The sequence below is a fragment of the Saccharopolyspora sp. NPDC000995 genome, assembly GCF_053599315.1.
Genome location: NZ_JBSFLZ010000014.1, coordinates 21,320 through 34,373, shown reverse-complemented (window position 1 = coordinate 34,373; position 13,054 = coordinate 21,320). Strand labels below are relative to the sequence as shown.

Genomic DNA, 13,054 nt, shown 5'->3' with positions numbered 1-13,054 from the left:
GGTTGGGTCGAAGTCTTCACAGCTGAAGCCTGGAGCGGCCCGCCCGTTCAGGCCCAACGACCAGTTCCAGCTGATCGAGATCGCGTGCACGGCGGCCGACTTCGCCCTGCGGGTGGTGCACGAGGCGGCGGAGTTGCACTCCGTGCTCGCCCCGGTGTCGCACGGCCTCGGCATCTGCCTGCTGCCGAGGTTCGCCACCATCTCGCCGGACCACCACACGGTGCGAATCCCGTTGCGGGACAAGCCAGCACCGTCTCGCAGCGTCCTGACCTGCGTGCGCCGGGCAGCCGTGCGCAACCCACGATCACCGCCGTTGTCCAAGCGCTGGAGGAGATCGCGCGGGACCGGCGGGGCGGGTGAGGCTTCGCGCCTACCCCTCGCCGCGCAGCGCCGGCCGCAGCTTGTCCAGCACCCCCGGGTCCTCGATGGTGGAGGGCACCTTGGTGTCGCCGGTGTCGGCGATTTCGCGCATCGACTTGCGCAGGATCTTCCCGGAGCGGGTCTTGGGCAGTCCGTCCACCACCGCCACGTCCCGGAACGCCGCCACCGGCCCGATCTGCGCCCGAACCGCCGCGATGAGCTCGTCGCGCAGCGTCTCCTCGGCGATGTCCACACCGGACTTCAGCACCACGAACCCGCGCGGCACCTGGCCCTTCAGTGAGTCGTGCACCCCGATCACCGCGCACTCGGCGACTGCCGGATGCGCCGCGAGCACCGCCTCCATCGAGCCGGTCGACAACCGGTGCCCGGCGATGTTGATCACATCGTCGGTGCGGCCCATCACGAACATGTAGCCGTCGGCGTCGATGTAGCCGTTGTCGCCGGTGAGGTAGTAGCCGGGGTAGCGCGACAGGTAAGACTCGCGGAACCGCTCGTCGGCACCCCACAGCGTCGGCAGGGTGCCCGGCGGCAGCGGCAACTTGATGCAGATCGCACCGTCGGTCTGCGGAGGCAGCGGCTGCCCGGACTGGTCCAGCACCACGACGTCGTAGCCGGGCACGGGCACGGTCGGCGAGCCCGCCTTGACCGGCATCGGGTCCAGCCCGCGCAGGTTCGCGCAGATCGGCCAGCCCGTCTCGGTCTGCCACCAATGGTCGATGACCGGCACGCCGAGCTGCTTCGACGCCCAGTGGTAGGTCTCCGGGTCCAGCCGCTCGCCAGCCAGGAACAGCGTCTGCAAGCTCGTGATGTCGTGGGCGGCCAGCAGCTCCGCGTTCGGATCCACCCGCTTGATCGCCCGGAACGCGGTCGGCGCGGTGAACAGCGCCTTGACGCGGTGGTCGGCGATGACCCGCCAGAACGCCCCGGCGTCCGGCGTGCCCACCGGCTTACCCTCGTAGACCACCGTCGTCGCCCCGGTCAGCAGCGGTGCGTAGACGATGTAGGAGTGCCCGACCACCCAGCCGACGTCCGAGGCGGTCCAGAAAACGTCACCCGGCCCGATGTCGTAGATGTTGGCCATCGACCAGCGTAGAGCGACCGCGTGCCCGCCGTTGTCGCGCACTACGCCCTTCGGGCGCCCGGTGGTGCCAGAGGTGTAGAGCACGTACAGCGGATCGGTTGCCTTCACCGGCACGCAATCGGCCGGTTCGGCCTGCGCCAGCGCGTCCTGCCAGTCCACGTCGCGCTCGCCGAGCTCAGCGCGGGCCTGCTCGCGCTGGAACACGATCACCCGCTTCGGCTGGTGCTCGGTCATTCGCAGCGCTTCGTCGACGATCGGCTTGTACTCGACGATCCGGTTCGGCTCCAGGCCGCACGACGCCGCGACGATCAACGTCGGGCGGGCGTCGTCGATGCGCGCTGCCAACTCCTTCGGCGCGAAGCCGCCGAAGACCACCGAATGCACCGCCCCGATGCGCGCGCAGGCCAGCATCGCCACGACGGCCTCGGAGATCATCGGCATGTAGATCACGACGCGATCGCCCGGCTCGGCGCCCTGCGCCCGCAACGCCCCGGCGAACAGGGCCACCCGGTCCAGCAGCTCCCGGTAGGTCCAGCGGCGCACCTCGCCGGTCATCGCCGAATCCCAGATCAGTGCCGTCTGCGCGCCGCGGCCGTCGCGGACGTGCCGGTCCAGCGCGTTGAAGCAGGTGTTGAGGACGCCGTCGGGGAACCACTGGAAGAACGGGTCCCCGGCGGCGTCCAAGGCTCGCGAGGGTGCCTGCTCCCACTCGACCGCAGCCGCCGCGTCGAGCCAGAAGCCCTCCGGGTCGGCGAGACTCCGCCGGTAGGCCTCGGCATACGCACCCATGACCACAGTCCTCCCGCCGCTTGCACCGCGATGTTGCCTGTGGTCCTACCGCACAACGTGGAGTTGCGCCAGGGTCCCTGCAGCGATGTGCGAAACGCTTTTTGTCACAACCGAAACACTGCCGACCAGACGAGCGGTGACCGGACTTCGGCCGCGCTGAGCGCCGCTCGGATATCCGGATGCACTTCGGCGACACAACGTGTCCGTTTGGCGCTGGGTCGGCGGATCGACGCGACAGAGCGTGCTCGGCCGAACACAATCAATCCAAAGTCGATGATCGGGCTAACACCACGGCGCATCGCGCCGACAACCGAATCGGAGGTGCTACAACGATGAGCACGGAACCGGCCCTGTCTTCACAGGCATCCGCCGCCCAGTTCGCCGACTACGCTGCCGCCGGGGTTGAACCCGCACGCAGCTCGTCCACCGAACTGCCCACCGCGCCGTGCAGCGTGGTGTGGAGCGGCGGCCATTCCTATGTTCGTGAAGGGGCCACCGGGGCCCGCTGGGCGGGCGTCGACGACCGAGGTCGGGCCCGGTTCCTCACGGATGCTGACCTCCGCCGCCGCGGCTGGAGCCATAGGCAGGCCTAGCCCGCGCCGGTGGCCGACGGCTCCCGCCGCGCGGAGCAGCCCGATCGACCGGCTTCGCGGGAGCCCGGCCGCCAAGTGTGTTGTGCGAGGAATGTGAGACCCTGATCTGGTCGGGATGCACAAGTTGCGTCCGAAGTGGGGTCAGGACGCACAACCATTCAGGGGAGGCTCGTGGTGCAGGATGCTGAGCGCACCACGGAGAACACCACGAGTGGAGACGGCGGGATGAACGCCGGTCCGGAAGGCCAGGAACCCGCAGCAGGACGACCTGATCCCGGCATAGCCCGGATCCGGGAGGCGGCCGCTGGCGTGTGGGCCGACCCATGGTGGACGCTGCCGAATCTGCTCAGCGTGATCCGGCTGGCCGGCGTGCCAGTGTTCCTCTGGCTGCTACTAGGCCCCAAGGCTGACCTGCTCGCTCTCTTGGTGCTGGTGATCAGCGGCATCACCGACTGGCTCGACGGCAAGCTCGCCCGCTGGCTCAACCAGTACAGCCGGATCGGCGAACTGCTCGACCCGGCCGCCGACCGCCTCTACATAGTCGCCACCCTGGTCGCCTTCGTGTTGCGCGACGTAGTGCCCTGGTGGGTCGCCGCCGCGCTCGTCATCCGTGACGTGGTGCTCACGCTGTGCCTGCCGGTGTTGCGATGGCACGGTTACGAGCCGCCTGACGTGCACTACCTCGGCAAGGCCGCGACCTTCTGCCTGATGTACGCGTTCCCGCTGTTGCTGCTGGTGCAGGAGGATTTCGCGCTGTCCGATGTGGTGCGCCCGATTGCCTACGCCTTCACCTGCTGGGGCGGCGCGCTCTACCTGTGGGCCGGCGTCCTCTACCTCGGGCAGGTGGTGGCGGCGGTCCACCAAGCCCGCGCCAAACCGGTCTGAGCACCGTCGGTCGTCCCGCGCGAAGGGCATCTCCCGCTGAGTAAATCGGCAAGAGGTGCCCTTGGTGCGTCATGCGCTCCAGGGTCGCCTTGCGGCCTGTGTCGCGTGGTGAATACGCTCGCCGAGCCGATCACGTGAACCTCGTGGCCGGTGATCCACAGCACCAACGGACCAGGAAGGCGGGACCACGTGGCGGCCCCGGACGAGATCAAGTACACCGAAGAGCACGAGTGGATCCAGCGCACCGCCGACGACACGGTGCGCATCGGGATCACCGAATACGCCCAGCAGCAACTGGGCGATGTGGTGTTCGTGCAGCTGCCGGAACTCGGCCAGCAGGTCACCTCCGGCGAGTCGATGGGCGAGGTCGAGTCGACCAAGAGCGTCTCCGAGATCTACGCCCCGGTGACCGGCGAGGTGGTGGCCCGCAACGACCAGCTGGAGGACGAACCGGAGCTGGTCAATTCGGCACCGCTGGCGGGCGGCTGGATGGTCGAGCTCAAGCTCGCCGACCCGGCCCAGCTGGACGCCCTGCTCGACGCACAGGCCTACCAGAAGCTGACCGAATCCTGATCCGACCAGGCAAGATCGTCGGACTGTCGGGGTCCGGGAGGAACATGTCGGGAGTCCCGCGTTCCGCGCCTGTACCTGCACGGTACGTTGGGCACATACTTGGCACGATCTATCCGCGTAGAGGAGAGCTCAGGTGAGCCAATTCCCCGGCCACGGCGACGTTCCGCCGGAGCAGTCACCGGAGACCACCTCGGTCTTCAGGCCCTTCCTCTCGGAGCCGGAAAGCACCGAGAGTGCGTCCCGGGAGCCCGCCGCCGCATCCGGGGTCGATGCGCTGCCCGCAGGGTCCGCCCTGCTGGTGGTGAAGCGCGGCCCCAACGCGGGGTCGCGATTCCTGCTGGACCGGGAGACCACCAGCGCGGGACGGCACCCGGACAGTGACATCTTCCTCGACGATGTCACGGTTTCCCGCCGGCACGCCGAGTTCCGGCGCGAGGGCAACGACTTCGTGGTCGTAGACGTCGGCAGCCTCAACGGCACCTACGTCAACCGTGAACCGGTGGACACCTCGGTGCTCGCCAACGGTGACGAGGTGCAGATCGGGAAGTTCCGGCTGGTGTTTCTTACTGGTCCAATCGATGGGGGCCCGGGCGCCCGCTGAGGACGCCCCGGCAACGACTTGTCGACCCGCCAGCGGGGCGGCGCCGAAGTGGCGTCGCCCCGCTGGCGCGTCAAGGTACTGCGCAGCCGAGAGCAACTGCATCCTCGCGCGGGGAATTTCCCGACGTCGCAACCGGTTTCCGCGTTGTAGCGGTCTTCATTCCACCGACCCAGCGGGGCGGTGGGCGGTGTATCGTGCTGGTAATGCTCGATGAGGAGTTCAGCCAGCGGTTCGGGCCAGATGCACCGGCAGGAAGGCCGCGAATTCGGTGGTCGACCAGACCGCTAAAGGGATGGGCGTGTCCGCCGCAACGCGGGTAGCGTCGGAGGCGTCGGTGCGCGATCCTCGACGGGGATGTCACGCTTCGGCGCGCTGGAGGAGGCGATGTGACGATGAGCAGCGAGATGCGCGTCGTCGGCGTGCGAGTTGAACTACCAGCAAACCAGCCGATTCTGCTGTTGCGCGAGGAGCACGGCGAGCGTTACTTGCCGATCTGGATCGGCTCGGTCGAGGCGACCGCCATCGCACTCGAGCAGCAGGGTGTGCGGCCGCAGAGACCCCTGACCCACGACCTGCTAAAGGACGTCATCGGGGCCTTGGGGCGCGACCTCGAACAGGTTCGGATCACCGATCTCCAGGACGGCACCTTCTTCGCCGAGCTGGTGTTCGACGGGGATGTGCGGGTCTCGGCGCGGCCGAGCGACTCGGTGGCGCTGGCGCTGCGCATCGGGGTGCCGATCCACGCCGACGAATCGGTGCTGGACGAGGCCGGGCTGATCATCCCGGACGAGCAGGAGGACGAGGTCGAGAAGTTCCGCGAGTTCCTCGACTCCGTGTCGCCGGAGGACTTCCGCGGCGCGGACACCTGAGCCTGCTGATCGACCCGACGAGACATCCCGGCCCCCGCCCGTGCGCTGCCAGGCGGGGGCCGGGTGGTCTAGGGGCCCGCGCGTCGCGTTGACCTCCCCGCAGGGCAGGCATACCGTCGAACTTACGCGAATTGCCCCGGTGTGATTCGGCCGCTGGGCGGTGTTCGCGGCCCCGGATCGGGACGGTCCGGGAGCTGGTGATCGTCGTCGGCTTCGTGCCGGACGAGGGGAGGCAGGCGTGGTCGAGGAAGCGTCCAACCGGGATGCTGCCGCGGAGCAGGGCGAGCTGTTCCCCGACGCCGCACTGCCGGACGAGCTGGTCGGCTACCGGGGTCCGGCCGCCTGCCAGATCGCCGGCATCACCTACCGCCAGTTGGACTACTGGGCTCGCACCAAGCTGGTCGGCCCGTCCATCCGCAGCGCCGCCGGCTCCGGCTCGCAGCGGCTCTACTCGTTCAAGGACATCCTGGTGCTCAAGGTGGTCAAGCGACTGCTGGACACCGGGGTGTCGCTGCACAACATTCGGGTCGCGGTGGAGCACCTGCGCAACCGAGGAGTGCAGGACCTGGCCCGGCTCACGCTGTTCAGCGACGGGACGACGGTCTACGAGTGCACCTCTGCCGAGGAGGTGGTCGACCTGCTGCAGGGTGGCCAAGGGGTGTTCGGCATCGCCGTCAGCGGTGCGATGCGCGAGATCAGCGGCACAATTCACGACTTCCCGGCCGAGCGGGCCGACGGCGGCGAGCTGGTGCCGCTGGTCGACGACGAATTGTCCCGCCGCCGGCGCGACCGGCAGGTCGAGACGGGCTGATCGCGGCCGACCTCGGTCGGGTGGTGTGCGACCGGTGACATCGCGGGTCCGTTCGGGGCCCTGATCGGGTAAACTGCGAGACATCGCCGACCCCGTGCGGGAGAGTCCGGCCCGGTTTTGGCCGTGGTCGGCGCCGAAGGAGCAAACCTCCCCAACAACCTCTCAGGCCACCTGGACCGCACGGGCGAGATGCCTCTGGAAAGAGGGCGCACCACGGCTGTGGTGCACCCCGCCGACGGTGCAAGCCTGGTTCACGGGTGAAGCTCTCAGGCGTTCGCTTCGCGGACAGCGACAGAGGGGGAGAGCAGGGCAGTTGCGGCTGTTCTGCCGCCCTTTGCCCGCCGCGACGATTGAGGTTTGGCGATGACCGACGTGACCCAAGATCGCATTCCACTGGCCGCCCTGGAGCACGGAACGCCGTTCGCCGACCGCCACGTCGGGCCGATGCCAGCCGAGCTTGCCCGCATGCTCGATGTGATCGGCGTCGGCTCGTTGGAGGAGCTGGGGCAGAACGCCGTGCCGGACACCATCCGGGAAGGCGACCTGCAGCTGGCGCTGCCCGGGCCGGCCACCGAATCCGAGGCACTGGCCGAGCTGCGCGAGCTCGCGCGCCGCTGCCGCCCGCACGCCGAGATGATCGGGTTGGGCTACTACGGCACGGTCACGCCGCCGGTCATCCTACGCAACGTGCTGGAGAGCCCGGCCTGGTACACCGCCTACACCCCGTACCAGCCGGAGATCTCGCAGGGTCGGCTCGAAGCGCTGCTGAACTTCCAGACGATGGTGGCCGATCTGGCCGGGGTGCCGGTGGCCAACGCGTCGATGCTCGACGAGTCAACCGCGGCGTCCGAGGGCATGACGCTGGTGCGCCGCGCGGGCCGGTCGAAGTCGCCGCGGTTCGTGGTGGACGCCGACACGCTGCCGCAGACCATCGCGGTGATCGAGACCCGCGCGGAGCCGCTGGGCATCGAGGTCATCGTCGCCGACCTGTCCGCCGGCGCGCAGGCGCTGCCGGCGGGCGAGTTCTTCGGCGCGCTGCTGTCCTACCCGGGTGCCTCCGGTGCGGTGCGCGACCAGGAGCAGATCATCGCCGAGGTGCACCGGCGCGGCGCCAAGGTCGTCGTCGCGGCCGACCTGCTGGCGTTGACGCTGCTGCGCTCGCCGGGCGAGATCGGCGCGGACGTCGTCGTTGGCACCACCCAGCGATTCGGGGTGCCGATGGGCTTCGGCGGCCCGCACGCCGGATTCATCGCCGTGGCCAAGGGACTCGAACGGCAGCTTCCTGGCCGGTTGGTCGGCGTGAGCGTCGACGCCGACGGCAACCAGGCCTACCGGCTGGCGCTGCAGACCCGAGAACAGCACATCCGCCGCGAGAAGGCCACCAGCAACATCTGCACCGCGCAGGTCTTGCTGGCCGTCGTGGCGTCGATGTACGCCGTGTACCACGGCCCCACCGGGCTGCGGTCCATCGCGACCCGCGCGCACCGGATGGCGGCCGTGTTCGCTGAGCAGCTGCGCCGCGGCGGGATCGAGGTGCTGCACCGGGAGTTCTTCGACACCGTCGTTGCGAGGGTGCCGGGAAAGGCCGACGTCGTCGTCGCCGCGGCCCGCCGGGGCGGCATCAATTTGCGCCGGGTGGACGCCGACCACGTCGGCATAAGTTGCGACGAAACCACCACGCGGGCGCACCTGGCGGCGGTGTGGCAGGCCTTCGGCGTCACCGGCGGCGACGCCGACGAACTAGACATCGAGACGCCGGACGCGCTGCCCGCGGCACTGGAGCGCACCTCGGAGTACCTGACGCACCCGGTGTTCCACACCCACCGCTCCGAGACTTCGCTGCTGCGGTACCTGCGGCAGCTCTCGGACAAGGACATCGCGCTGGACCGCAGCATGATCCCGCTGGGCTCGTGCACCATGAAGCTCAACGCGACGGCCGAGATGGAGCCGATCACCTGGTCGGAGTTCGGCTCGCTGCATCCGTTCGCGCCCGCGCAGGACGCCGAGGGGCTGCTGTCGATCGTCAAGGACCTGGAGACCTGGCTGGCCGAGGTCACCGGCTACGACGCGGTGAGCCTGCAGCCAAACGCCGGTAGTCAGGGCGAGTTCGCCGGGCTGCTGGCGATTCGCGCCTACCACCGCAGCCGTGGTGCCGCCGACCGGGACTTGTGCCTGATCCCGGCGAGCGCGCACGGCACCAACGCCGCCAGCGCCGTGATGGCCGGGATGCGGGTGATCGTGGTCCGCTGCGACGATGCCGGCAACATCGAGCTGGATCACCTGCGCGGGCTGGTCGCCGAGCACGCCGACGACCTCGCCGCGATCATGATCACCTACCCGTCCACGCACGGCGTGTACGAGGACACCGTGCGCGAGGTGTGCGGCCTGGTGCACGACGCGGGCGGCCAGGTGTACGTCGACGGGGCGAACCTCAACGCCCTGATCGGCCTGGCGCGGATGGGCAAGTTCGGTTCCGACGTCTCGCACCTGAACCTGCACAAGACGTTCTGCATCCCGCACGGCGGTGGCGGGCCGGGCGTCGGCCCGATCGGCGTGCGCGAGCACCTGGCGCCGTTCCTGCCGAACCACCCGATGCAGCCCGCAGCCGGACCCGTCACCGGCGTCGGCCCGATCAGCGCCGCGCCGTGGGGCAGCGCCTCGATCCTGCCGATCTCCTGGGCGTACGTGCGGATGATGGGTGCCGACGGTCTTCGCCGCGCGACGCTGACCGCGGTGGCCACCGCCAACTACGTCGCCCGTCGCCTGAACAACTACTTTCCGGTGCTCTACACCGGCAAGGGCGGCTTCGTGGCGCATGAGTGCATCCTCGACCTGCGGCAGATCAGCAAGACCAGCGGAATTACCGTCGACGACGTCGCCAAGCGGCTGGCCGACTACGGTATCCACGCGCCGACGATGTCATTCCCGGTGGCCGGGACGCTGATGGTCGAGCCGACCGAGAGCGAGAACCTGGCGGAGCTCGACCGCTTCTGCGAGGCGATGATCGCCATCCGCGCGGAGATCGACAAAGTCGTCGCCGGGCAGTGGCCGGCCGATGACAACCCGCTGGTGGGCGCTCCGCACACCGCGGCCTCGCTGGCGAAGGACTGGGACCACGCGTACTCCCGCGAGGAAGCGGCCTACCCGTTGGGCACCGATGTGGTGAAGGTGTGGCCGCCGGTGCGTCGCATCGACGGGGCACGCGGCGACCGCAACCTGGTCTGCTCCTGCCCGCCCCTGGACGCCTACCAGGCTTGAGGGACGTCCTTCGGTGGAAGCGCCTCCGGCCTGCTCTTGCGATGGGGCGCTTCCGCGTTCGGGGTGGGTGCTACACGCCCGGTCGAGTTCGGTTTGCGTGCGGTGCGGGCGGGGTGACACGGTGGCCCCTTCACCTGACCGGCTCCGAGAGGAAGTGGAGCAATGCTCACCATCAGTGAGAGCGCGGCGGAGGTCATCAAGCTCGTCCTCGTCGGCGGCGACTCTCCGGAAGGTTCCGGCCTGCGCATCGCGCCGGCCGAGCAGGGCCTGCAGGCGTCGATTGCCGACGAACCGCAGGACGGCGACGAGGTGATCGAGGAATCCGGCGTGCGGGTGTTCCTCGAATCGCAGGTCGCGACGTTGCTCGGCGACAAGGTTTTGGACGCCGAGCGGGACGCCAACGGAGAACTGGCGCTGGCCGTTCGCGACTGACCGAAGGGACTTGAACCGTCGGCCCGGGTGTTTTGCCTGGGCCGACGGTTTTTTCGCGCCGAACTGCGATCTAAGACTCCTGCCAGGTACTGGTGATAGCGGCATTGGGGCAACTACTCTCGATACGCAACTGCTCAGGTTTGGAGGAATGCGTCGTGCAGACCACCACGCTCGCCATGCACATGAGTGACGGGCTGCTAAACGCGCACACGGCGCTGCTGTTCGCGGTCGTGGCGATCGCCGGGCTGGCGGTCGCGTTGGCCAAGGCGCGGGCCGACCTGGACGACCGGACGGCGCCGATGGCCGGGCTGGTGGCCGCGTTCGTCTTCGCCGCGCAAATGATCAACTTCCCGGTACTGCCCGGCGTCAGCGGGCACCTGCTCGGCGGGGCGCTGGCGGCGATCCTTGCCGGGCCGTGGGTCGGCGCGCTGTGCGTGGCGATCGTGCTCGTGGTGCAGGCGCTGCTGTTCGCCGACGGCGGGCTGACCATGCTGGGCGCGAACATCACCAATATGGCGCTGATCGGGACCGCCGTCGGCTGCCTCGTCGCGCTCGCGCTCCGCCGCCTCGCGCTGCGCAGCCGCACCGGGTTGCTGGTGACTGCTTTCGTCGCGGCCTGGGTGAACACCGTCGCCGCCGCCGGTGGCTTCGTCATCGAATATGCGCTCGGCGGCGCCGCTGGTTACGGCACGGGCACCGCTGCGCTCGCGGTGGTCGGGGTGCACTGCCTCATCGGCATCGGCGAGGGCGTGATCACGGCTGCCACGGTGGGTGCGGTGGCAGCCGCCAGACCGGACCTGGTCCACCTGTTGCGCATCGGGAAGCGGACGAAGGAGAACGTGCGATGAGCGCGCCGAATCGGCATTTCCTGTTGGTTTTCGGCCTGTTCATCCTCGTCATCGCGGGCGGGGTCGCCTACTTCGCTGATTCCGACCCGGACGGCCTGGACGCGGTCACCCAGCGCGGCTGCATAGTGGTCGAGACCGGCCAGGGCGAGCGGTTGGACGGCCAGTGCATCGCGCAGCACGCCCAGGACCACGCGCTGTCCGGTGGTCCGCTGGCGGATTACACCATCGGTGGCGATGACCGCTGGACCGGCTTGGCCGGCGTGATCGGCGCGGTGCTCACGCTCGGTGCGGCGGGTGCTTTGTTCTGGGGCCTGCGCCGCCGGACCGGAGGCGAATAGCGGTGGGTGCCGGCCACGCCAGCGCGCTGCACCTGCCCGGCGATTCGGCGCTGCACCGCCTGCCGCCCGAGGTCAAGATCGTGGCGGCTTTCCTGGTGGTGCTGTGCGTGGTGGCGACGCCGCGCGAGGTGTTCTGGGCTTTCGGCGGGTATGCCGTGCTGTTGTTCGGGCTGGCGCTGGCGGCCCGGGTTCCGCCGCGCTGGCTGGCCAGTCGCCTGCTGATCGAGGTGCCGTTCGTGGTGCTCGCGTTGGTGCTGCCGTTCACCGCGGGCGGCGCGACGACCGAGGTGGCGGGTATCGCGTTGTCCACCGAGGGGCTGCTGGCGGGCTGGAACATCTTGGTGAAGGGCACGCTCGGGCTGGCCACGTCGCTGCTGCTGGCCGCCACGACCGCGCCCCGGGAGCTGGTGGTCGGCCTGCAGCGACTGGGCGCGCCCAGGCTGCTGATCACCATCATCACGCTGATGCTGCGCTACGCCGACGTGATCGTCGCCGAGGCCAAGCGGATGCGGGTCGCGCGGATCTGCCGCGGTCACGATCCGCGGTTGCTGTGGCAGATCGGCGCGACCGCACGCGGGATCGGTAGCCTGTTCATCCGGTCCTACGAGCGCGGCGAGCGCGTGCACCTGGCGATGGTGTCGCGGGGTTGGCAGGGTGCGATGCCCGAGCTGGGAGAATCGCGCCGGACATCATCGGCGGCGTGGTGGCTGGGCATGGCGCCACCGGCCGTCGCCGCAGTCGTACTGGGAGTCGCCTTGTGGACCACCTGACCGAATCCCTGCCGGAGCGCACCGCCGAGTCGGATCCCGCCCCGGCGCTGCAGGTTTCCGGGCTGGCATTCCGGTACCCGGACGGCCACCGCGCGCTGACCGGCGTGGACCTGCGCGTCGAACCGGGGGAGCGGGTCGCGGTGCTCGGTCCCAACGGCGCGGGCAAGACGACCATGACGCTGCACCTCAACGGCGTGCTGCGGGCCGAGTCGGGCAACATCCACGTCGGTGGCCTGCCGGTGGATTCCCAGAACTTGAAGGAGATCCGCCGCCGCGTCGGGCTGGTGTTCCAGGACCCCGACGACCAGTTGTTCATGCCGACCGTGCGGGAGGACGTCGCGTTCGGCCCGGCGAACTTCGGGCTGCGCGGTGAGGCGTTGGCGGAACGCGTCCGGTCGGCGCTCGGCGCGGTGGGCATGGCCGCGCACGCGGACCGCTCGCCACTGCACCTCTCCGGTGGTCAACGCAAGCGGGTCGCGCTGGCCGCGGTGCTCGCGTGCCAGCCGGAGCTGCTGGTGCTGGACGAGCCGTCGTCGAACCTCGAACCGGTGGCCCGGCGCGAACTGGCCGAGGTGCTGCTGGCATGGGGCGGCACCATGCTCATGGTCACCCACGACCTGCCGTACGCCTTGCAGCTGTGCCCGCGCAGCGTGCTGATCGACGGCGGCCTGGTGGTCGCGGACGGTCCCACCGCGGAACTGCTGGCCGACGCCGGACTGCTGGCCGCGCACCGCCTCGAACTGCCTTACGGCTTCCGGATTCCTTGACCTCGCCGCCCGTTGCTGGTTTCCGCATTCTGCGGTGACCGGGTACGAATCGTGAGCA

13 protein-coding genes, 1 pseudogene and 1 riboswitch are annotated in these 13,054 nt (G+C 69.5%); of the genes and pseudogenes, 13 read left to right on the top strand and 1 reads right to left on the bottom strand.

The genetic code is table 11. The annotated features are described in order from the left end of the window. Positions 1 to 22 precede the first annotated feature (22 nt). Positions 23 to 292, top strand: a pseudogene (locus tag ACWDKQ_RS07700) (LysR substrate-binding domain-containing protein); the annotation flags it as partial. A gap of 78 nt (positions 293 to 370) precedes the next feature. On the opposite strand, the gene ACWDKQ_RS07695 reads toward ACWDKQ_RS07700, so the two are convergent. Then, complete coding sequence (locus ACWDKQ_RS07695; RefSeq protein WP_450137958.1) at positions 371 to 2,251, bottom strand: propionyl-CoA synthetase; 1,881 nt, start codon at positions 2,249 to 2,251, stop codon at positions 371 to 373. A 332-nt stretch (positions 2,252 to 2,583) separates the two neighbouring features. Here ACWDKQ_RS07695 and ACWDKQ_RS07690 point away from each other — a divergent pair, with 332 nt between their 5' ends. The 12 genes from ACWDKQ_RS07690 (at position 2,584) to ACWDKQ_RS07635 (ending at position 12,996) form a co-directional block, all read left to right on the top strand. Continuing rightward, positions 2,584 to 2,844, top strand: coding sequence for a hypothetical protein (locus ACWDKQ_RS07690; RefSeq protein WP_450137957.1), 261 nt, complete (start codon positions 2,584 to 2,586; stop codon positions 2,842 to 2,844). 171 nt (positions 2,845 to 3,015) lie between these two features. Then, complete coding sequence (locus ACWDKQ_RS07685; RefSeq protein ID WP_450137956.1) at positions 3,016 to 3,729, top strand: CDP-alcohol phosphatidyltransferase family protein; 714 nt, start codon at positions 3,016 to 3,018, stop codon at positions 3,727 to 3,729. A gap of 189 nt (positions 3,730 to 3,918) precedes the next feature. Then, positions 3,919 to 4,302, top strand: a complete 384-nt coding sequence (gcvH, locus tag ACWDKQ_RS07680; RefSeq protein WP_450137955.1) for a glycine cleavage system protein GcvH — start codon at positions 3,919 to 3,921, stop codon at positions 4,300 to 4,302. A gap of 133 nt (positions 4,303 to 4,435) precedes the next feature. Continuing rightward, a complete protein-coding gene (gene garA, locus ACWDKQ_RS07675) occupies positions 4,436 to 4,903 on the top strand; it encodes a glycogen accumulation regulator GarA (protein WP_450137954.1) in 468 nt (155 codons plus the stop codon). Positions 4,904 to 5,295: 392 nt separating this feature from the next. Then, positions 5,296 to 5,772, top strand: a complete 477-nt coding sequence (locus ACWDKQ_RS07670; protein WP_450137953.1) for a bifunctional nuclease family protein — start codon at positions 5,296 to 5,298, stop codon at positions 5,770 to 5,772. Positions 5,773 to 6,010: 238 nt separating this feature from the next. Then, on the top strand, positions 6,011 to 6,583 hold the full coding sequence (locus ACWDKQ_RS07665; RefSeq protein ID WP_450137952.1) for a MerR family transcriptional regulator: 573 nt from the start codon (positions 6,011 to 6,013) through the stop codon (positions 6,581 to 6,583). Positions 6,584 to 6,670: 87 nt separating this feature from the next. Beyond that, positions 6,671 to 6,772: riboswitch (glycine riboswitch) on the top strand. Positions 6,773 to 6,946: 174 nt separating this feature from the next. Further along, the gene (gene gcvP, locus ACWDKQ_RS07660) at positions 6,947 to 9,841 is read left to right on the top strand and encodes an aminomethyl-transferring glycine dehydrogenase (protein ID WP_450137951.1); all 2,895 of its coding nucleotides are present in this window, start codon (positions 6,947 to 6,949) and stop codon (positions 9,839 to 9,841) included. 162 nt (positions 9,842 to 10,003) lie between these two features. Next, positions 10,004 to 10,273 (top strand): HesB/YadR/YfhF-family protein, encoded by a 270-nt coding sequence (locus ACWDKQ_RS07655; protein WP_450137950.1) that lies wholly within the window; start codon positions 10,004 to 10,006, stop codon positions 10,271 to 10,273. Positions 10,274 to 10,449: 176 nt separating this feature from the next. Further along, entirely contained in the window at positions 10,450 to 11,121 is a 672-nt protein-coding gene (locus tag ACWDKQ_RS07650; RefSeq protein WP_450137995.1) for an energy-coupling factor ABC transporter permease, read from the top strand. Next, a complete protein-coding gene (locus ACWDKQ_RS07645; protein ID WP_450137949.1) occupies positions 11,118 to 11,459 on the top strand; it encodes a PDGLE domain-containing protein in 342 nt (113 codons plus the stop codon). Before ACWDKQ_RS07650 ends, ACWDKQ_RS07645 begins: the two co-directional genes overlap by 4 nt. A gap of 2 nt (positions 11,460 to 11,461) precedes the next feature. Then, complete coding sequence (cbiQ, locus tag ACWDKQ_RS07640) at positions 11,462 to 12,229, top strand: cobalt ECF transporter T component CbiQ (protein WP_450137948.1); 768 nt, start codon at positions 11,462 to 11,464, stop codon at positions 12,227 to 12,229. Then, the gene (locus ACWDKQ_RS07635; RefSeq protein WP_450137947.1) at positions 12,217 to 12,996 is read left to right on the top strand and encodes an energy-coupling factor ABC transporter ATP-binding protein; all 780 of its coding nucleotides are present in this window, start codon (positions 12,217 to 12,219) and stop codon (positions 12,994 to 12,996) included. Before cbiQ ends, ACWDKQ_RS07635 begins: the two co-directional genes overlap by 13 nt. The last annotated feature ends 58 nt before the right edge of the window (positions 12,997 to 13,054 follow it).